Source organism: Stenotrophomonas sp. SAU14A_NAIMI4_8 (assembly GCF_003086695.1).
Taxonomy (GTDB): Bacteria; Pseudomonadota; Gammaproteobacteria; order Xanthomonadales; family Xanthomonadaceae; genus Stenotrophomonas.
This window is the reverse complement of sequence record NZ_CP025999.1, coordinates 1,981,568-2,000,970: the sequence shown is the minus strand read 5'-3', so window position 1 is coordinate 2,000,970 and position 19,403 is coordinate 1,981,568. Positions and strand designations below refer to the sequence as shown.

The following is a 19,403-nucleotide window of genomic DNA, read 5'->3' as shown; positions in this document are numbered from 1 at the left end:
CCCTCAACGGTCGTTGAGGGTTTTCACCTGCAAGGCGGCACGCAATGCGCCCAGATCCACCGGGCCGCGCACGGCGATGTCGCGCGTCTCGCCCGGCAGCACGTCCAGCAGGTTGTCCTCCACCTGCACATCCAACGCACCGAAGTCGATCCAGGCGGCGCGCACATACGCCTTGCTCTGCAGTCGCAGTCGATAGTGATCGCCCTCGATCTCCAGCGTGGCCCGCAACGCCTGCCGCGGCAGTGCCTGGTCCTTGGCTTCAACGAAGCCCACCACCTGCCGCGCACTGACCTTGCCATCCTGCAGCAGTTCGAACACCGCCACGGTGCGCGACGGGTCGGCGCCGGCCAGTAGTTCGGCATCACCGAAGTCGCCCACCGAGGTGACCCCGGCGGCAGCCAGCGTCACCGCCGCCTCGCGACGGCGCAGCACCTTGCCGTCCACGTCCATCACCCGCAGCCGCCAACGCGCATCCACTGCAGCGCCATCGTTGATCAGGCGCACGCGGGTGCTGCCTTCGTCACGCAGGGCCGCCAGGGTGACCGGCGCGAAGAAACGACGCGCAGCGAAATGCAGTGCCTTCCAGCGCCCGAAGTAGTCCACGCTGGACCACGATGCACCCGGCCAGACATCGTTGAGCTGCCAGTACAGGGACCCCATGGTGTACGGTCGCGATGCGCGATGATGCAACGCGGCCAGTGCAATGCCATCGGCCTGCATCACCTGGCTCAGGTAGACGAAATCGGCGAAGTCCTTCGGCGTGCCGTAACCGCGCTCGATGTACTGCAGCAGACGGCTGTTGCCCTCGCCGGCCATGAACTTCTGGTGGGCGCGGATGACCGGGCTGTCGATGCGCTGTTCGGCGCGCGTGGCGATCTGGTCCACCGTTGCCAGCGACGGCCAGGCCTGCAGGCCGTACTCGGACATGAAGCGCGGCGTCTCGTGCAGGTACGCCTGCACCGGCAGCGCCGGATTGCCCCAGACCTGCCAGTAGTGCTTGTCGCCGCGGGTGGAATCGTTGGCTTTTTCGTCCAGATCGTTGCTGGGCGAACTGGACCAGTACGGCACGCCCAGCCCTTCCTCGCCCACCACCTGGCGCAGGTCGTTGCCGAACAGATCGACATAGCCCTGCCAGACCCGCGCGGCGAATGCCGGGTCGGCAGCCTTCAGGTCGCGGCCATGGCCCCAATCCTTCCAGGCCGTCTCTTCTTCGTTGTTGCCACACCACAGCACGATGCTGGGGTGGTGGCGCAGGCGCCGCACGTTGTCGCGCGCTTCGGCCACCACGCTGGCGCGGAACGCCGGATCGTAACCGGGCTGCATGCCACCGCCGAACATGAAATCCTGCCAGACCAGCAGACCGAGCTCGTCGGCGATGTCAAAGAACGCGTCGTCCTCGTAGTACCCACCGCCCCAGTTGCGCAGCATGTTCATGTTGGCATCGCGCGCGGCGGTCAGCACCTGGCGCAGGCGCGCCACATCCACCCGCGCCGGGAACGCATCGAACGGAATGACGTTGGCGCCCTTGGCGAAAGTCTCCACGCCATTGATGACGAAGGCGAAACCCTGCCCGCCCTTCTCGTCCTTCTCGCGGCGCAGTTCCACCGTGCGCAGGCCGATGCGCTGCTCGCGCTGGAGTGTAGGGTCGCCGCCAGCGCCCAGCTGCGCGCGCACCGTGTAGCGGTCCTGCGCACCCCGCCCCACCGGCCACCAGCGCCGCGGCTCGGCCAGCTCAACCGGAATCTCCACGCTGTTCTGGCCGGGCTGCAACAGCACCGGGCGCTGCACCGTGGCCACAACGCGGCCGTCGGGATCACGCACCTCCACGTCCACCCTGGCCGAGCCGGCGGCACTGCCCTGCTCCACCTGCAGCAGCACGGCCAGCCGCGCCTGTTTCGCGTCCAAGGCATCGGTACGCACGGCCAGATCGGTCAGGCGGTGCGTGTCCCAGGCCTGCAGGTCGACGCCACGCCAGACACCGGCGGTCACGTAACGCGGCCCCCAGTCCCAGCCGAAATGGTAGGCCGGCTTGCGTGCGAAGTTGCCGACCATCGCGTCCTTGGGCTCATCGCCGTAGGGCGAGGGATAGTTGCCGGCAATCCTGTGCGGCATCGCCTGTACGCCCGGCAGCAGGGTGCGGATGGGCGAACGGAACACGATCTGCAGTTCATTGCCGCTGGGCCGCAGCCGCCCTTCCACGCTTGCACGCCAGGTGCGATGCGCATTGTCGGCCCGCAGCAGCGGCTTGCCGTTCAAACGCACCTCGGCATAAGTGTCCAGGCCGTCGAAACGCAGCTCGGCATGCGCCTTGGCCAGGGTCGCCGCGTCTACATCGAAGCGTGCGCGGTACTCCCAGGCGGCCAGGCCGATCCATTGCAGCTCGGCCTCGGGCGCGCCCACGTAGGGGTCGCGGATCAGGCCATGGGCCAGCAGGTCGGTATGCACGCTGCCGGGTACGCGCGCCGCGCGCCACTGTTGAAGGCCGGGGTGCGCGGCGCCCTGCGCATCGCCGGGCAGCATGCGGAATTCCCACTGCGCCGACAGTGGTGCGGCAAAAGCGGGGAAGCTGCCAAGCGCGAACAGCAGCAGGAGCAGACGGACAGCGAGGGGAAGACGGTGCACGTGTGAGACTCCTGTTGTGTCCGCCGGGCATGGCCCGGCGCTACCAGCCGCGTCCGCCGGGCATGGCCCGGCGCTACCAGCCGTGTCCACCGGGCATGGCCCGGCGCTACCAGCCGCATCCGCCCACGGTAGCGCCGGGCCATGCCCGGCGTGCGACGTCAGCGAACGACGTTCAGCACTTCGTAGCACGCGCCCATGGTGTGGTAATCCACCTTGCCGGCCGGGCTCTTTTCATTGCTGTACTTGCGGTTGTCGGCATCCAGGATGCGGAACCACGCGCCGTACTGGTGGTCGACGAAGTGTTCCCACGAATACGCCCACAGCCGGTCGTACCACTGCCAATAGCGGTCATCGCCGGTGCGCTGGGCCATCAGCGCGGCCGTGGCCAGGGTTTCGGCCTGCACCCAGAAGTACTTGTCGTCGTCGCAGACGAAGCTGTCGCCGCCGATCGGCGCACCGTCCATGCCCGGCTGGCGCCGCGATTCCGGCGCGAAACCGTAGTACAGGCCGCCACGCGCTTCATCCCAGCTGCGCTCGACCGCCACATCGAACAGGTGCTGGGCGGTGGGTACCAGCCAATCGGCCTGCACGTGGCGGTCCAGGATCAGCAGCAGCTTGGCCCATTCGGTCTGGTGGCCGGGCTGGAAGCCCCACGGACGGAACAGGTGCTTGGGATCGTCCAGGTTGTAGTTCCAGTCGATCTCCCAGTTCGTGTCGTAGTGCTCCCACACCAGCCCGCCGGCCTTGGCGGCCTGGCGCCGGGTCATGTTGTCGGCCAGCTGCAGTGCGCGCTGCACATAGCGCTGCTCGCCACTGGCCTCGAACGCGGCCAGCATTGCCTCGCACATGTGCATGTTGGCGTTCTGCCCGCGGTAGCCGGTGAAGTTCCACTGGCCGTCGGCTTCATCCTTGTACAGGCCGTGCTCGGCTTCCCAGAAGCGCGCTTCCAGCAGCTGCCAGGTTTCGTCCATCCACGCGCGGGCCTGTTCGACGCCGGCCTTCAGCGCGCAGCTGTAGGCCAGCAGCACGAACGCCACGCCGTAGCAGTGGTTCATATCGTCTTCGACCTGGCCATCGCGCAGCGTCCAGGCGTAGCCGCCGGTGGACGGGTTGCGATGCACCTCGCGCAGGTAGCGCACGCCATGCTCGACGGCATCGCGGTACTCGGCATTGCCGAATTCGCGATAGGCCATGGCGTAGTTGAAGACGAAGCGGGTGCTGCTGACCAGGTGGCGGTGGCCGGCGTCGTAGACCGTGCCATCGTCCAGGAAGTAGTGGAAGAAGCCGCCGTCGGGATCGATGCAGCGCGGGTGGTAGAACGCCATCGTGTCGGCGATGTGCGCGCGCAGGAACTCGGCCGAGCGGAACTGCGGAGCGAAGCGGGAGGCGGTCTGGGTCATGCGGAAAGTTCCTGGGTCTGCAGCAGCTGCTGCACTTCATCGAGCGAGGGCATGGCCGCGAAGGCGCCCTTGCGGGTGACCGCCAGCGCACCGACGGCCGCACCGAAGCGCAACGTTTCGGTGATCGCCTGCGGGTCCTGGCAGAACGCGGCGAAGCCAGCGCCGGCACCGCCGCGCTCCAGCAGGCCCACCAGCACACCGCCCACGAAGGCATCGCCGGCGGCGGTGGTATCCACCGTGGCCACGCGGAAACTGGTGACCTGGCCCTGCTGCTCGCGGGTGTACCAGCGCAGCGTGGCGGCACCGTCGGTCACGATCACCCAGCGTGCCTGTGCGCCCAGCAGGCGCTGCAGCACGACCTGGTCACCGTCGGCACCGTGCGGCGCGGCCAGGTAGTCCAGCTCTTCGCGCGACAGCTTCACCAGGTCGGCACGCTCCAGCGCCTGCCACAGCCGCGGCGTGGGATCGGTGTCGGCCGGCCACAGCGCCGGCCGCAGGTTCAGGTCAAGGCTGACCACCGCACCGGCGGCACGCGCACGCTCCATGCCGGCGAAGGTTGCCGCGGCAATCTCCGCTTCGGTCAGGCTGTTGGAACACACATGGAAACAGGCGGCGCTGTCGAAGCAGGCGCCCTGGAAATCGCTGTCACGGAACAGCAGGTCGGCCGCCGGCGGCCGGTAGAAGCTGAAGCTGCGCTCGCCGTGGGCGTCCAGCGCCACGAACGCCAGCGCGGTCTTCGCTGCATCGGTGCGCACGATGTAGTCGGTGCCCACGCGGTGCTCGGCCAGGCTGTCGGCCAGGAAGTCACCAAACATGTCCCGGCCCAGCATGCCCACGAACTGGGTCTGCGCGCCCAGCCGGGCAGCGGCCACGGCCACGTTGGCCGGCGCACCGCCGGCGTACTGCAGGAACGCGCGCGGGGTGTCGGCCGAGGCCGGCGGCTGCGCTAGTAGATCGATCAAAATTTCGCCGAAGCAGACAATGGCACCCATTTCCGACTCAGCCTCCCTGCGGGCCGACGGCCGGCGGGCGCGAGCCCACCAGACCGTAGAAGATGATGTAGACGTAGCAGACCACCGGCAGCACGAAGCTCAGGTGCAGGCCGATGCGATCGGCCAGCATGCCCTGCAGCAGCGGAATGATCGCGCCACCGACGATGGCCATGATCAGCAGGCTGGAGGCCTTGTTGGTCAGCGGGCCCAAGCGTTCGATGGCCAGCGAGAAGATGGTCGGGAACATGATGGAATTGAACAGGCCGGTAGCCACGATGCCGTACAGCGCCACCTTGCCGCCCGAGCCCAGGGTGACCGCCAGCAGCACCACGTTGGCCAGCGCGAAGCCGGCCAGCAGGCGGCGCGGCGAGAACTTGGCCAGCAGCCAGGCGCCGGCGAAGCGGCCGACCATGGCGCAGCCCCAGTAGGCCGACACGTAATGGGTGGCCTGCTGCTCGCTCATGCCGCCGATTTCGGGCAGCGCCAGGTAGTTCACCATCAGGCTGCCGATGGACACTTCGGCGCCCACGTAGAAGAAGATGGCCAGCACGCCGAACAGCACGTGCGGCTGCTTCAGCGCATCCAGCAGGGTGTGGTGGCTGCTGTCGGCCTGCTCGGTGGTTTCGGTCAGGCTGGGCAGGCGGAACAGGTAGACGAACACGGCCAGCAGCACCAGCGCGATCGCCAGGCCCACGTACGGGCCCTGCACCGACTGCGCTTCGGCAGTCCGGTAGGCCAGCTGCTCGGCCATCGGCATCGCCTTGATCTCGTCACCGCTCTTCACCGCGGTGCTCAGGATCAGGAAGCCGCCGAACAGCGGCGCCAGCGTGGTGCCCAGCGAGTTCAGGGCCTGCGCCAGGGTCAGGCGGCTGGAGGCGGTTTTTTCCGGGCCCAGCAGCGCCACGTACGGGTTGGCCGCCACCTGCAGCACGGTAATGCCGGTGGCCAGCACGAACAACGAAGCCAGGAAGGCGTCATAGGTGCGCAGCGCGGCCGACGGCCAGAAGCCCAGCGCGCCCACACCGGCAATCAGCAGGCCGGCGATGATGCCCTTCTTGTAGCCCAGGCGCGCCACCAGCCGACCGGCCGGCACCGACATCAGGAAGTACGCGCCGAAGAAGGTGAACTGCACCAGCATGGCGCGGGTGTAGTTCAGCTCGAACACGGCCTTCAGGTGCGGGATCAGCACATCGTTGAGGCTGGTCAGGAAGCCCCACATGAAGAAGATGGTGGTGGCCACCCACAGGGCCGCACGGGCATTCATCACCGGCGCCTGGCTGCTGTTGGATCCCGATGGACGGGGCGTTGCGGAAATCGGCATGCGGTTCGCGCCTCGATGCGCGTGTAGGTCGTTGGTACGTGGAAGGGAAAAGGTCGTGGAAAATCAGTTCGGCCGTGCGGCACTGCTCTCGCGCACGCGCAGCTGCACCGGGGCGACGGTGCGCCGCGGCGGTGCATCGGGATCATCCAGGCGTTGCAGCAGCAGCGCGGCGGCCTGCCGGCCACGCTCGCGCGGGTCGGCGGTCAGGGTGGTCAGCGGCGGCACCGCCACCGAGGCCTCGGAAATGTCATCGAAACCGGTCACCGCGAAATCACCGCCGGGGCGGATGCCGCGGGAGTTCAGGCCCAGCATCAGGCCCAGCGCGACCGTGTCGTTGTAGCAGACCGCGGCACTGGGACGATGGCCGTCGGCGAACAGTTCATCGGTGCGCGCGGCCGCCTCCAGGCGATTGGGCGCCGATTCGATCATCCAGCCCGACGGCAGCACCAGGCCCGCCTCGGCCAGGGCCTGCTGGAAGCCGGCGCGGCGCTGGTGGCAGGAACTGGAATCGGCATGGCCGCCGAAGAAGGCGATCTGCTGGTGGCCGCGCTCGATCAGGTGGCGGGTGGCCAGATAGGCGCCGTGCTGGTTGTCCAGGGTCAGGAAGTCCCAGTCGGCCCCTTCCAGTTCGCGGTTGAACAGCAGCACGTTGGCGTTGGCGCCCAGCGCCTGCCGCAGCAGCGTGGCATCGCTGCCCTCGGCCGGCGACAGGATCAGGCCGGCCGGGGTGTGTTCCATCAGCGTGGACAGCACCGCCTGCTGGCGCTGCGGCGATTCGCCCGTGCTGCCCAGCAGGGTGACATAGCCTCGCCCACCCAGTGCCTCGTCCACGCCGGAGGCAAATTCGGCGAAGAACGGGTTGGACAGATCGTTGATGACCAGCGCGATGCTGCTGGAGGTGCGCCGGCGCAGGTTGGCCGCCGCACGGTTGTAGACATAGCGCTGGCGGCGCAGTTCGGCTTCCACCTTGGCCCGGGTATCGACATTGACCAGCGGACTGCCACGCAGCACCAGCGACACGGTGGCGCGCGACACGCCGATCGCACGGGCGATGTCGGTCACCGTCACCGCCTTGCCGGAACGCTTGCTGGAAGTGCCGTCGTTGTCGTTCATCGCTGTACCGGGCTCCTCGGGAGGGTCAAGCCTAATGGATCGGAGGCCATTCGTGCCGTGCCGTTCGCTGGTTGGCCGCGAACGGCACGACGATGGCTCAGCGCAGCACGCTGCCTGGTGCAGCGCACCATGAGACCGGCAGATCCTTTACCGCAGTGCCCCAGCCCTGGGTCGGGGCCTGTGCATCCAGCGCGAACTGCAGGCGCGGGCCCTGCTGCAGCTGGTTCCAGTCCAGCCACACCGGGGCGTGCGCGCGGCCATCCAGCTGCACGCCCTGCACGTACTGCAGGCGGCGGCCATCGGCGCCGGGCGCGTCGATGCGCAGCGTGCGGCCGTTGCCCATGTCCACTTCCACCTTGGCAAAGCGCGGCGTGTGCAGCAGGAACTGGCCGCTGCCCGGCACCGCCGGGTACACGCCGATGGCACTGAACAGGTACCAGGCCGACATCGTGCCCAGGTCGTCATTGCCGGTGACGCCGTTGGGCGCGTTGGTGAACAGCTGCTGCGCCGCGCGCAGCACGTTGGCGGTCTTCCACGGCTGGCCGATCAGCGTGTACAGCCACGGCGCGTGCAGGTCCGGTTCGTTGTTCGGGTTGTAACGGAACTGGTTGTAGTAGCTGTACGGCCCCACCACCCATTCCTTGCGCGCGGCGGTAAGCGGATCGGCCTGCAGCGCATCCATCGCGAAGAAGGCATCCAGGCGGCGGCCGGCCTGCTCGCGGCCATCCATGGCTTCCACCAGGCCCGGCACGTCCTGCTGCGCCAGCCACTGGTACTGCCAGGCAGTGCCCTCATGGAAGCCATGGTGCGAACGCGGGCTGTAATGGCCGTCGGCCGGGGTGTACCACTGGCCGTCTTCCGTGCGCGGGCGCGGGAAGCCGGTAAAGCCGGTTTCGGCGTCGCGCACCTGCGGGTCCCACACCTTGCGCCAGTTGCGCCCACGCTCGCGCAGCGTGGCCGAATCCTGCGCATGGCCCAGGCCGTCGGCCATCTGCGAAAGCGCGCAGTCGGCCAGTGCGTATTCCAGCGTGGCCGAGCCACCATGGTGGGGGTCCACGTCCATGCCCTTGGACGGGAACGCGCGGTCGTAGACCACGTAGCCCTTGTCCAGGTAGGTCGGGTTGCCCGAGCGACCGGCCATGCGCGAGTTCAGCGGCGGCGTGCCGAAGGCATTGCGGCGCAGCACATCCCAGGCCTGCGATTCACGCCCCTTCAGCGCACCGAAGCGCCACAGGTCGACCATGAACGGGGTGACCGGATCGCCGGTCATGATGTTGGTTTCGAAGTTCGCATAGCCCCAGCGCGGCAACCAGCCGCCCTGCTCGTCAATGGCCAGCAGGGTGCGGCCGATATCACGCGCCACGTCCGGACGGGTCAGCGCCAGCCACTGGTTCTGCGCGCGGTAGGTATCCCACAGCGAGAAATACTCGTAGTAGGTCCAGCCATCGGCGCGGTGGATGCCATCGTCATAGCCACGGTAGCGGCCATCGGCATCGCTGCCGGTGAGCGGCTGCAGCAGCGCGTGGTACAGCGCGCTGTAGAACACGGTGCGGTCATCGCCCGTGCCGCCCTGCACGCGCACCCGCGCCAACTGCTCGCGCCAGTCTTTCTGCGAAAGCGCGCGCATGCGGTCGAAGCCGATCAGTGCACCGCCCTGCATGCCCTCAGCGCGCAGGTTGGTACGTGCGCCCTCGGCGTCCACGTGCGAGATCGCACTGACCGCGGTAACCGACTGGCCCTTGGCCAGATCGAAGGTCAACCAGGCGCCGTTCGGCTTCTGCTCGCCTTCCATGCTGTGCCGCGCATTGGGCAGGCCACCGGCCTCGCCCCAGGTGCCGTGCGCCTTGAACGGGCGATCGAATTCAACGCGGAACCAGGTGGTGTACTGGTGGCCGCCGCAGAAGCTCTTGGTGACCAGCTTGCCTTCCACCACCCGGTCACCGACCACATCGACCACGCTGCCGATCACCGAATGGCGCTCGTTGGCCTGGCCCACGTTCACCAGCACATGGCCATCGCCGCTGCGCTGGCTGAAGGTGTAGCGCTCGGCCGCGGCGCGGGTGCGCGCGGTGGCTTCGGCATCGATGCCGCCGTAGCTGGTCAGGCGCACCTTGTAGTAGCCGGCCTGGCCCACTTCACCGTCGTGGGTGTAGTTGGCGGCGTAGGCCTTGTGGTCGAACTGCTTGGGGTTGGCGGTATCGAAATCGCCGCCCGGGCCGATGCTGCCGGTAACCGGCAGGATGGAGACCTGGCCGCCCTGTTCCCAGCAACCGGCGCCGGACAGGAAGGAGTGGCCGAAGCCACGGATCTTTTCGTCGTCGTAGCGCCAGCCGGAATAGTGGCTGCCGATCGGGCTGACCTGGATCAGGCCGAAAGGTGCGGACGCGCCGGGGAAGGTGTTGCCGTCATCCTTGCTGCCGATGAAGGTGTTGACCTCGCGTTCGAGCGCGGCAGGTGCGGCCTGCAGCCAGGGCGTGATGGCCAGGGCCAGCAGGCAGGTGGCGCGGGCCAGCGGCCGCGGGGACAGCGCCGGCAGGCGCAGGAGGGAACGACGGCGGGACAACCTGGTCACGGACAGGACTCCTTGGCGGCAGGGCGGCAGCGGGTGCCGGCCGCTGCGGCCGAACTCCCCGTTTCCATCGGTACAAATCCGCACCCCGGCGGATTTAGATCGATTGAAGTAGAACAGGGAGCGCCCGCCCATGCATTCTGCGCCGCAGCAAATGAGGGGGGTCTTTTGCAGGGCCTGCGGCCCTGCACCTGCTCAACGGCAACGGCAACGTCCACGTCAAAAGCGGGCTTTCAGTGGGTTGGCGGGGTGGGTCCGGTTGAGGGGGACGCTGCAAGTACGTCCATGTAAGCTCGGTCGCCGCATCCATGCGGCTCACGCCCCCTCAACCGGACCCACCCCGCCTTCGACAGATTTCCGCGATCTGCCGGGAGGGCACGGGGTCGGATCCCGTTGCTGCGCAACGGGCTCCGACCCCAGATTGATTTCGATGTCTGACAGATTCATCCACGCATGGCGTGGATCTACTGGCCGCCGGCCGACTGGATGAACCCAATCGATAGCCGACAGATGTGTCGACCAAGGTCGACACCTACCAACAGCCGCGTGAACCTGTCGAGGCCACGGGGTCGGATCCCGTTGCTGCGCAACGGGCTCCGACCCCAGATTGATTTCGATGTCTGACAGATTCATCCACGCATGGCGTGGATCTACTCGCCGCCGGCCGACTGGATGAACCCAATCGATAGCCGACAGATGTGTCGACCAAGGTCGACACCTACCAACAGCCGCGCGGAACACCAGGCGCCGTTACCAACAGCCGCGGGAATCTGTCAGAGGCGGGGCGGTGTGGGCTTGCAGGACCGCAGGCGCCATGGATGGCGCCTACGAGCCTCCAGGGATGGATTCACGGCGTGTCCTGCAAGCCCACACCGCCCCGCCAACCCACGGATAGCCCGCTTTGAAGTTGACGTTGCCCTGGCTCTCAAAGCAGGTGCAGGGATGCAAGCCCTGCCGAACAACCCCCTCCCCTTTGCGCATGTAAACGATTCCAGTGTGTTTCAGCGAAACATCATTCGCCCGACACGTCCCTGCAATATTGCGCAGCAGCATGCGCAGACCCTCTGGCCATGCTAAAAATCGCCCCGCCATCGCTTAGATCGATCCAAGCGGATCCCGTGGGATGGCCCGGCGTTGGGGACCGGCACCAGATGTACCGAACACCAGCGCGCCGCCCCAGGCAGCCGCGCGGCATCAGCAAAATCGGCACCGCAGATTAGATCGATTCAAGTTTCCGCGTCAGTCACCGGATCAATCCATGAGAGAGGGAGAGATGGCAATCAAGCATTCAACTCGTACGCACGGCCGCGACGCTTTGTCGTTCGCCGTCGCACTGGCACTGGCCGCAGCCGTCGCGCCGACCGGCGCCGCTGCCCAGCAGGCCAACGCACAACCGACCACCGGCAGCGCCGACGCCACCACGCTGGACAGCGTGCAGGTCACCGGCTACCGCTATGCGATCGAGAAGAGCCTGCAGCAGAAGCGCGACGCCAACGCCGTGGTCGAAGTGATCACCGCCGAGGACGTCGGCAAGTTCCCCGACAAGAACGTTGCCGATTCGCTGCAGCGCGTGCCCGGCGTGGTCATCACCCGTGACGGCGGCGAAGGCAAGAGCGTCAGCGTGCGCGGCCTCGACCCCGACCTGACCCTGACCCAGTTGAACGGCAACTACATCGCCACCTCCGAAACCAATGACGAGGCCAGCCGTTCGTTCAACTACACCCTGCTGCCGTCGAACATGCTGTCCAGCGCCGAGCTGTTCAAATCGCCGGAAGCACGCATCGACGAAGGCGGCATCGGCGGCACGGTCATCCTGCACACCCGCCGCCCGCTGGAAATGGAATCCAACTCCGGCTACGTGACCCTGGAAGGCGTCTCCTCCGACACCCACCAGGACGTCGATCCGCAGGCGTCGGCGCTGTACTCGTGGCACAGCAAGGACGAGCGCTTCGGTGTGCTGGTGGGCGTGACCCAGCAGAAGCGCACCAGCCGCACCATGGAAGTGACCACCGAGAACTACCAGTGGTACGGCACCGATGTCGATGCCCGTGATGTCAACGGCAACGCCCTCACCCAGGGCGGCATCAACTACTGGTGGGGCAACTCCGGCTTCAACGATCAGTTCGGCCGCAACTACAGCGACTTCTTCATGCCCACCTCGGTGAACTTCGCGGTGAAGGAAGAGAAGCGCGAGCGCAAGGGCGGCCAGCTGACCTTCCAGTTCAAGCCGGTCGACAACCTGACCCTGACCGCCAACTACTTCCGCTTCCAGCTGGACGGCAACTACACGCAGAACATGCTGAAGGTGCCCGAGTGGAACATGGCGCGCTACAACGGTGACGGCAACTGGGCCGGCGGCCGCCTGCTCAACGGCCTCAGCTTCGACCCCAGCGGCACCGTGGTCACCGGCGCACAGTTCGAAAAGCTGGCTGGCAAGACCTACTACTGCAGCGAAGACGAAGCCGCTGCCGCCGGCCTGGCCCCGGGTGGCTGGGGTCCGGATGACTGCACCGTGCCCACCTCGCAGCTGACCGGTGGCTACAGCCGCGAAAAGGCGCTGTCGCAGACCGCCGACCTGACCATCGACTGGGACATCAGCCCGCTGTGGAAGGCCTCCTTCAGCGGTGGCCGCACCTGGTCCGAGGGTGGCCCGTCGATGAACTTCCGCATGTCGGCCAAGCCGCGCCGCCGCGTGAACGGCGTGTGGGAATCGGGCAACCAGTACACCGCGTGGGACCTGACCGGCACCCCGTCGCTGACCGTCTCGCCGAACCTGCAGGAGGTGCTGATGAATGGCATCGCCGAGGTCGACACCGGTTCCACCGATTCGTCGTGGATGCAGACCGAGGTCGAGCAGAACCACTTCCAGGCCGATGTCACCAAGATGTTCGAAAGCGGCTGGCTGGACTCGATCCAGTTCGGCGCCAAGTACCGTGACGGCAAGGTCCACCGCAACACCGGCAACACCTACTGGGTGTGCCAGGGCGCCGACCCGGCCGACTATGACAGCCGCTACCAGGCCGGCTGTGACAACACCGCCGGCATCGCCCAGCCCGGTTTCTTCCTGTCCAACCCAATCAGCGGCATCGCCGGTGGCTTCAACGCGAATGTATTCCCGGGCATCAACTTCCCGTCCTACATCGACTACCTGAACTCCACCTACGGTTCGTCGCACAACCGCGTTGAGGACGACTTCGTCTACAACGTCAACGAGAAGATCTATTCCGGCTACTTCCAGGCCAACTTCCGTACCGAGCGCCTGCGCGGCAACGTCGGCGTGCGCGTGGTGCGCACCAAGCAGTTCGCCCAGTCCAGCGACTCGATCGAACGCTTCAACGATTACTTCCTGGACAACGCCTCCGGCGCGCCGATGTCGTGCGACGATCCGGCGGCGGCCGCCTTCCCCACCTACGGCTGCGAGAGTGGCTTCGTGCGCCTGCCCGATGCCCTGGCACGCGAGAAGAGCTACGAGCTGATCGGTTCGGACCGCACCTACACCGACGTGCTGCCCAGCTTCAACATTGCCTGGGACATCACCGACAACCTGGTGCTGCGTGGCGCCGCGTCGAAGGTGGTGGCACGGCCGAGCTACACCAGCATTGCCGCACCCGGCAGCCTGAGCTACTACAGCCCCGAGTACGTCAATGACCGCCGCGTTGCCGGCGGTGCGCCGACCGAAGGCTGGGCCGGCAGCGGCAGCAACAAGAACCTGGAAGCCTTTGAAGCGACCCAGTACGACCTGGGCGTGGAGTGGTACTTCATGCCGGGCGCGGTCGCCGGCGTCGGCCTGTTCCGCAAGGACATCAGCAACTTCACCGTGCCGATCGTGCGTGACGTGCAGATGGAAGTCGGTGGCGAAATGGTGACGGTGCAGAACTACAGCACCCAGGCCAACGGCCGCGATGCAGTGTCGCAGGGCGTGGAACTGTACGGCCAGTACACCTTCGACTTCGGCCTGGGCGTGCAGGCCAACTACACCTACAACGACACCAACCTGGCCTCGATCGAGCTCAATGGCGAGAATCTGGGTGCATCGCCGCTGGTGGGCAGTGCCAAGAACCAGGCCAACCTGACGGTGTTCTATGAAACCGACCGGTTCCTGGCCCGCGCCTCGTACAACCGTCGTGGTGAAGTGGTCGGCGGCCTGGTCAACGGCATGACCCAGTACACCGAGCCGTACGACCAGCTGGATCTGAACGTGGCCTACAACTTCACCGAAGCGCTGACGTTCACCGCCTCGGTGCTCAACGCCACCAAGTCGGAACAGCGCATCTACCTGGGCAACGACACCCAGTCGCGCCTGATCTCCAACCTGTATTCGGGCCGACAGATCTACTTCGGCGCGACCTACAAGTTCTAAGCCCTACCGGGGTCGGAGCCCTTCTGCGAAGGGATCCGACCCCGTTCAACGGTCCTCCACGGCAGCTGCGCTTTCACAGGTGGCTGCCGTTCTTGTTCCCCACGGTAGCGCCGGGCCATGCCCGGCGGATCACGGGCGCATGACGCCCGCCGGGCATGGCCCGGCGCTACCGATGGAAGACCGGTTGCATTACCCCGCGCTGTCCAGCGCCTTGCGCAGTGCCGCCACCGTGGCGGTGCTGGTCTGGTGCCAGTCGGGATCCAGCCCGCGCAGCAGCGGGTTCTGGAACTGCATGGCCGAACGCCGCAGCCCCTTGGCCGATGCATGCAGTTCGCTGCAGCCGGTCAGCCGCGCGATCCTGGCGATGTTGGCCGGGCCGATGCCTGCGCCCGCCATCACGCGGATGCGCCCTGCCGCCTGCGCCACCAGCGCGGCCAGCATGCTGCTGCCTGCCTCGGCACTCACCTGCCCGCCGGAACTGAGCACTCGAGTGCAGCCCAGCTCGATCACCTGTTGCAGGGCCGCGGGAAGATCGCGCGCAGCATCGAACGCGCGATGGAAGGTGACCTGCAACGGCCCCGCCGCCTGCACCAGTTCGCGGCACAGCGGCATGTCGATGCCACCGTGCACATCCAGCGCACCGATCACCACGCCATCGCAGCCCAGCGCACGGCACTGCGCGATGTCACGCAGCATCAGCTCGGTTTCCAGTGCGTCGTAATGGAAATCGCCCGGGCGCGGCCGCACCAGCACGAACAAGGGAATCTGCAGGCGCTCGCGTGCGATGGCGATGCTGGCGAGCGACGGCGTGGTGCCGCCCTCGCCAAGGTTGTCGAACAGCTCGATGCGATCGGCGCCACCGGCCTGCGCGGCCAGAGCAGATGCCAGTGAATTGCTGGCGATCTCCAGCGTCAGCGCGGCGCTCACGTCTGGCTGCTCGTGTAGATCGACGGCGAATCGCGCAGGTCGTCCTGACGCTGGCCATCGCATACCGCATAGACGAAGCCACGATGCAGCGCGTACGCGCCCACTTCGCCCTGCTTGTTCATTGCCAGGAAGCACACCTGCAGCGTGCGGCTGGCTTCGGGGCGCTTGCGCACCACCCGGTCGATCGCTTCACGGCAGGCCTGCGCAGGCGTGCGCCCCTGCCGCATCAGCTCGACCACCAGGAACGAGGCGGCGTTGCGGATCATTTCCTCGCCCACGCCCGAGGCAGTGGCGGCGCCCACCTCGTTGTCCACGTACAGGCCGGCACCGATGATCGGGCTGTCGCCGACCCGCCCGTGCAGCTTCCAGGCCATGCCACTGGTGGTGCAGGCGCCGGCAAGATGCCCCTTGGCGTCCAGCGCCAGCATGCCGATGGTGTCGTGGTTGTCGCTGTTGCCGGGGATGCCACGGCGCTCGGCGTTGATCTGCGGCTGGTACTGCTCGGTCTTCAACCATTCGCGCCAGGCCGCCTCGGCCTGCGGGGTGAGCAGCCGCTTGCGCTCGAAGCCCTGTTGCACGGCGAACTGCTGGGCACCGTCGCCCACCAGCAATACATGCGGGCTGTTTTCCATCACCTTGCGTGCCACCGACACCGGGTGCGCGATGTCCACAAGCGCAGCCACGGCGCCGCAGCGGCCATCGCCATCCATGATGCTGGCATCCAGGCTCAACACGCCGTCGCGATCGGGGTTGCCACAATGGCCGACGGTGGGATTGCACAGCTCGCTTTCGGCCCAGCGTGCGCCGGCTTCCACCGCATCCAGCGCGCTGCCGCCCTGGCCCAGCACCTTCCACGCGGCCTGGTTGGCCGGCACGCCGAAGTCCCACGTTGAAACGACCTTCGCCCCGCCCTGCGTGCGCGCCTGCACGCCAGGCAAGGCGGCCATGCCTGCGGCCAGTGCGCCGGCCTGCAGGAACTGCCTGCGATCCACCATGTTGCCCTCCCCTTGCAGAAAGCCATGCCGGCCGCGGGCCGGCTGCGTGATTCAGCCCCCGCGCGGCAGCCGCGCCGCGTGCCAGACGGCCGCGCCGAGCACGCCCAACTGGCCATGTTCCACCCGCCACACCGGCACCTGGCGCAGTACATCGGCCAGCACGCCCTTGTTGAGGAAGCGCTCTCGGAAACGCCCGTCGGCCAGGAAATCCTGTACGTGGGCGGAAATGCCGCCGGCCAGATACACCGAGCGCGCGCCCACGGCAATGGCCGCATCGCCCGCCAGGCTGCCCAGCCACGCGCAGAACACCTGCAGAGTTTCCACCGCCACCGCATCCTCGCCACTGCGCGCGGCGCCGATCAGCGCTTCGGTGGTCGACCACTGCGGTGCAACCCCGCGCAGTTCGCACAGGCACGGGTACAGATTCAGCAGACCGCTGCCGGACAGCACCCGTTCGTTGTCCACGTGCGGCCAGCGCTGCAGCAGCTTGGCCAGCACCTGCAGTTCCAGCGCGGTGCCGGCCCCCAGCGCGGCGTGCCCCAGTTCACTGGCCAGCACCGGGCGGTCGCCATCGGCAAAGCGCAGCGCCGCGCCCAGGCCCGTGCCTGCGCCCAGCACCAGCGCCGGGAATGCCTGCGCCGGGTCGCCCGGGCCGTTCAGCGGCACCAGCGTTTCCGGCTGCAGGTAGGGCACGGCCAGGGCCACGGCCTCGAAATCGTTGATCAGCTGCAGTTCGCCCAGCCCGGACTGCGCGCGCGTGGCCGACAGTGAAACGGTCCACGGCAGGTTGGCGTTGATCAGCACATCGCCATCGAGCACGCCGGCAATGGCGACCACCGCGCTGTGCACTGGCTGGTCCAGGCTGGCACTGAAGTCGGCCAGGATCGCTGCCAAGCTGGCGTGGTCCGCGCAGGCATAGGTGCGATAGCCGCCCAGGCGCGGGGTCTGGCCAAGCACCAGATGGGCCAAAGCGACGCGGGCGAAGGTGCCGCCCACATCGGCCACTACCACGCTGTGCGAAACGCCGGCGCCGCTGGCGTCGGAGGAAGACGGGTCTACTGCTGCGACGTTCACACGGGCCTGCTTGAATCGACGGATCGGCGTCGATTCTCGGGCATCCCAGCGGCTTTGCCAACGCTGCGGCAATGCCCCGCCCGGCAGCGTCTTACATGCCTTCCTGCTCGGCCACCTGCACCCCGTCCACCAGCACGCGCAGGCGCTGCGGGCGGAAGCCGGCAAACAGCAGCGGCCGGGTGCGTTCCACCAGCACCTGGTGGCCGGCGATATGGCGCAGCCAGGACTGCACCAGCGAGAACGAAAAATGCGTGCCCGGGTGCAACGGGTGCTGCACCCACACTGTTTCGCTGGCACTGCGCAGCTGCATGGCACCACTGAACCAGTGGCGGCTGAGGGTGACCGGCGTGGTGCCGGCCATGAAGCGGATTTCCATGGCGCGTCCTTTCGTCGTGGCAACCGCCCGCCCGGTCAGGGCTGGGCGGTCTGCAGGCTGTAACTGGTGGTGGCGGTGAACACCGCACCGTCCGGCTGGGTCGAGCGTACTTCCACCTTGTGGCTGCCGACCGCCAGTCCGGTGGGCAGCGCGCCACGCCACAGGTGCGGCGAGGCGGTGGCTTCCGGCGAACGGTCGTAGCCGCGCAGGGTGGTGGCCAGATCGTCGGCCACGTTTTCCACCAGCAGGCGCGGGTCGGGCTGGCTGACCTGCTTCATCGGCTGCCACGGGCCGCCATCCACGCGGTACTCGACCACGCTGGCGTCCTCGCCCATGTACACGTTCGCGTAGACGCCCCACGCCGGGTAGGCGCCCTGGCGCAGCACCTTCGGCGCGTGCAGGCCGATCTGCTCGCTGGCCGGGGCGCCGGCCACGCGGTACTGCAGGCGGTAGCTGCCGTTGCCGGCCACATCCAGCAGCGCATAGCCCTTGGGCGTGCCATCGCTCATGGTGCTGTCCGGCACGCCGGCGGCATTCTTCACCCCCGACCAGAACGCGCCGCAGTTGGCGCCCACGTTGTATTCGTGCAGCGGCTTGTCGCCCTGCCAGCCTTCGGCCTTGCCGTGGTAGACGTGCTGCTGGGTGTGGCTGTGCCCGCTCAGCACCAGCACGTTGCGGAACGGCTTGAGCAGATCGAACAGGCGCTGGCGATCGGCGTGGCGGAAGGTCTCGCGCCCCGGTGCGGCATCGAACAGCGGAATGTGCATGCCCAGCACCAGCAGGCGGTCCTTGTGCAGGCCCTTCAGGTACGCAGCCAGGAAGGCGAACTGGTCCTCGCGCAGGCCGCCCACGTACTTGGGCTTGGCGTTGGGGTCGTACACCACATCGTCCAGGAACACGAAGCTGGCACCGCCCTCTTCCACCGCGTAGGTGTCCGGGCCGTAGATGTTGCGCCAGCTGTCCAGCGAGTGGTCATCGTTGGCGGCGTCGAAATCCAGGTCGTGGTTGCCGGGCACATGGAACCACGGCACGCCCAGTTCGGTGGTCACCTTGTTGATGGCCGGGTACAGGGTCAGGTCGTCATTGACGATGTCGCCCAGGGTGGTGCCCAGACGCGCCTTGGTCTGCCCCACCAGCGGTTGGACGATCGACTGCTGGTAGTAGCCGATGTCCTGCGTGGTGGCAGTCTGCGAATCGGTGAACACCAGCATCTGGAAGCCGCGCCGGCTGTCGTGGCGATCGGCCTGCAGGGCGAAATCCCAACTGCGGGCGGCATCACCGGTGGCGGCGATGCCACCGTACTTCAGCGCCGGCGAGCCGTTGGGACGATAGTGGCGCCAGAACGATGGCAGGCCATCGGCCGCCTTCGGGAAGGAATAGGCATCGGGCTTGATCACGAACACCGTCTGGCCGTCGCGCACCGGCAGGCTGTAGCTGCCATCGGCGGCGGTCTTGACGATGGTTTCGCCGTTGGACACCTGCACGCCGGCCAGGCCGGGATCGGTGGCACCGCGCCCGGGCTTGCCGTCGCGCTCCAGGTAGACCTTGCCGCTCACCACGGTGTCGGCGGCCCATGCCGGCGAAGTAAGCAACAGGCAGCACAGCCAGGCGGCAGGCAGTTTCATGGGGGCAGTCCGGGGGCAGAGAGACCCCC

At 67.4% G+C, this 19,403-nt stretch carries 12 protein-coding genes; 1 reads left to right on the top strand and 11 read right to left on the bottom strand.

The genetic code is table 11. The features are described 5' to 3' along the window. Window positions 1-3: 3 nt before the first annotated feature. The 6 genes from C1930_RS09300 to C1930_RS09275 form a co-directional block, all read right to left on the bottom strand. On the bottom strand, window positions 4-2,622 hold the full coding sequence (locus C1930_RS09300) for a glycoside hydrolase family 2 protein (RefSeq protein WP_108771562.1): 2,619 nt from the start codon (window positions 2,620-2,622) through the stop codon (window positions 4-6). Window positions 2,623-2,780: 158 nt separating this feature from the next. Further along, window positions 2,781-4,022 (bottom strand): AGE family epimerase/isomerase, encoded by a 1,242-nt coding sequence (locus C1930_RS09295; protein ID WP_108771561.1) that lies wholly within the window; start codon window positions 4,020-4,022, stop codon window positions 2,781-2,783. Further along, the gene (locus C1930_RS09290) at window positions 4,019-5,014 is read right to left on the bottom strand and encodes a carbohydrate kinase (RefSeq protein ID WP_108771560.1); all 996 of its coding nucleotides are present in this window, start codon (window positions 5,012-5,014) and stop codon (window positions 4,019-4,021) included. The genes C1930_RS09295 and C1930_RS09290 overlap by 4 nt, the downstream gene beginning before the upstream one ends. 7 nt (window positions 5,015-5,021) lie before the next feature. After that, on the bottom strand, window positions 5,022-6,335 hold the full coding sequence (gene fucP, locus C1930_RS09285) for an L-fucose:H+ symporter permease (RefSeq protein WP_108771559.1): 1,314 nt from the start codon (window positions 6,333-6,335) through the stop codon (window positions 5,022-5,024). 63 nt (window positions 6,336-6,398) lie between these two features. Beyond that, window positions 6,399-7,448: a LacI family DNA-binding transcriptional regulator gene (locus C1930_RS09280; RefSeq protein WP_108771558.1), complete on the bottom strand. Its 1,050-nt coding sequence runs from the start codon at window positions 7,446-7,448 to the stop codon at window positions 6,399-6,401. A 97-nt stretch (window positions 7,449-7,545) separates the two neighbouring features. Then, window positions 7,546-9,990 (bottom strand): GH92 family glycosyl hydrolase, encoded by a 2,445-nt coding sequence (locus C1930_RS09275; protein WP_108772573.1) that lies wholly within the window; start codon window positions 9,988-9,990, stop codon window positions 7,546-7,548. A 1,300-nt stretch (window positions 9,991-11,290) separates the two neighbouring features. On the opposite strand from C1930_RS09275, the gene C1930_RS09270 reads away from it, so the two are divergent. Next, a complete protein-coding gene (locus C1930_RS09270) occupies window positions 11,291-14,377 on the top strand; it encodes a TonB-dependent receptor (protein ID WP_108771557.1) in 3,087 nt (1,028 codons plus the stop codon). Window positions 14,378-14,566: 189 nt separating this feature from the next. On the opposite strand, the gene C1930_RS09265 is transcribed toward C1930_RS09270, so the two are convergent. From C1930_RS09265 to C1930_RS09245, 5 genes are all read right to left on the bottom strand, one after another. Beyond that, the gene (locus C1930_RS09265) at window positions 14,567-15,304 is read right to left on the bottom strand and encodes a copper homeostasis protein CutC (protein ID WP_108771556.1); all 738 of its coding nucleotides are present in this window, start codon (window positions 15,302-15,304) and stop codon (window positions 14,567-14,569) included. Further along, entirely contained in the window at window positions 15,301-16,299 is a 999-nt protein-coding gene (locus tag C1930_RS09260; protein WP_108771555.1) for a N(4)-(beta-N-acetylglucosaminyl)-L-asparaginase, read from the bottom strand. The genes C1930_RS09265 and C1930_RS09260 overlap by 4 nt, the downstream gene beginning before the upstream one ends. Before the next feature lie 51 nt (window positions 16,300-16,350). Next, on the bottom strand, window positions 16,351-17,373 hold the full coding sequence (locus C1930_RS09255) for a glucokinase (RefSeq protein WP_108756060.1): 1,023 nt from the start codon (window positions 17,371-17,373) through the stop codon (window positions 16,351-16,353). A gap of 91 nt (window positions 17,374-17,464) precedes the next feature. Then, complete coding sequence (locus C1930_RS09250; RefSeq protein ID WP_108749468.1) at window positions 17,465-17,749, bottom strand: hypothetical protein; 285 nt, start codon at window positions 17,747-17,749, stop codon at window positions 17,465-17,467. A gap of 35 nt (window positions 17,750-17,784) precedes the next feature. Next, window positions 17,785-19,374 carry a calcineurin-like phosphoesterase family protein gene (locus C1930_RS09245; protein WP_108771554.1) on the bottom strand — a complete coding sequence of 530 codons (1,590 nt, stop codon included), beginning with the start codon at window positions 19,372-19,374 and terminating at the stop codon, window positions 17,785-17,787. Window positions 19,375-19,403 lie beyond the last annotated feature (29 nt).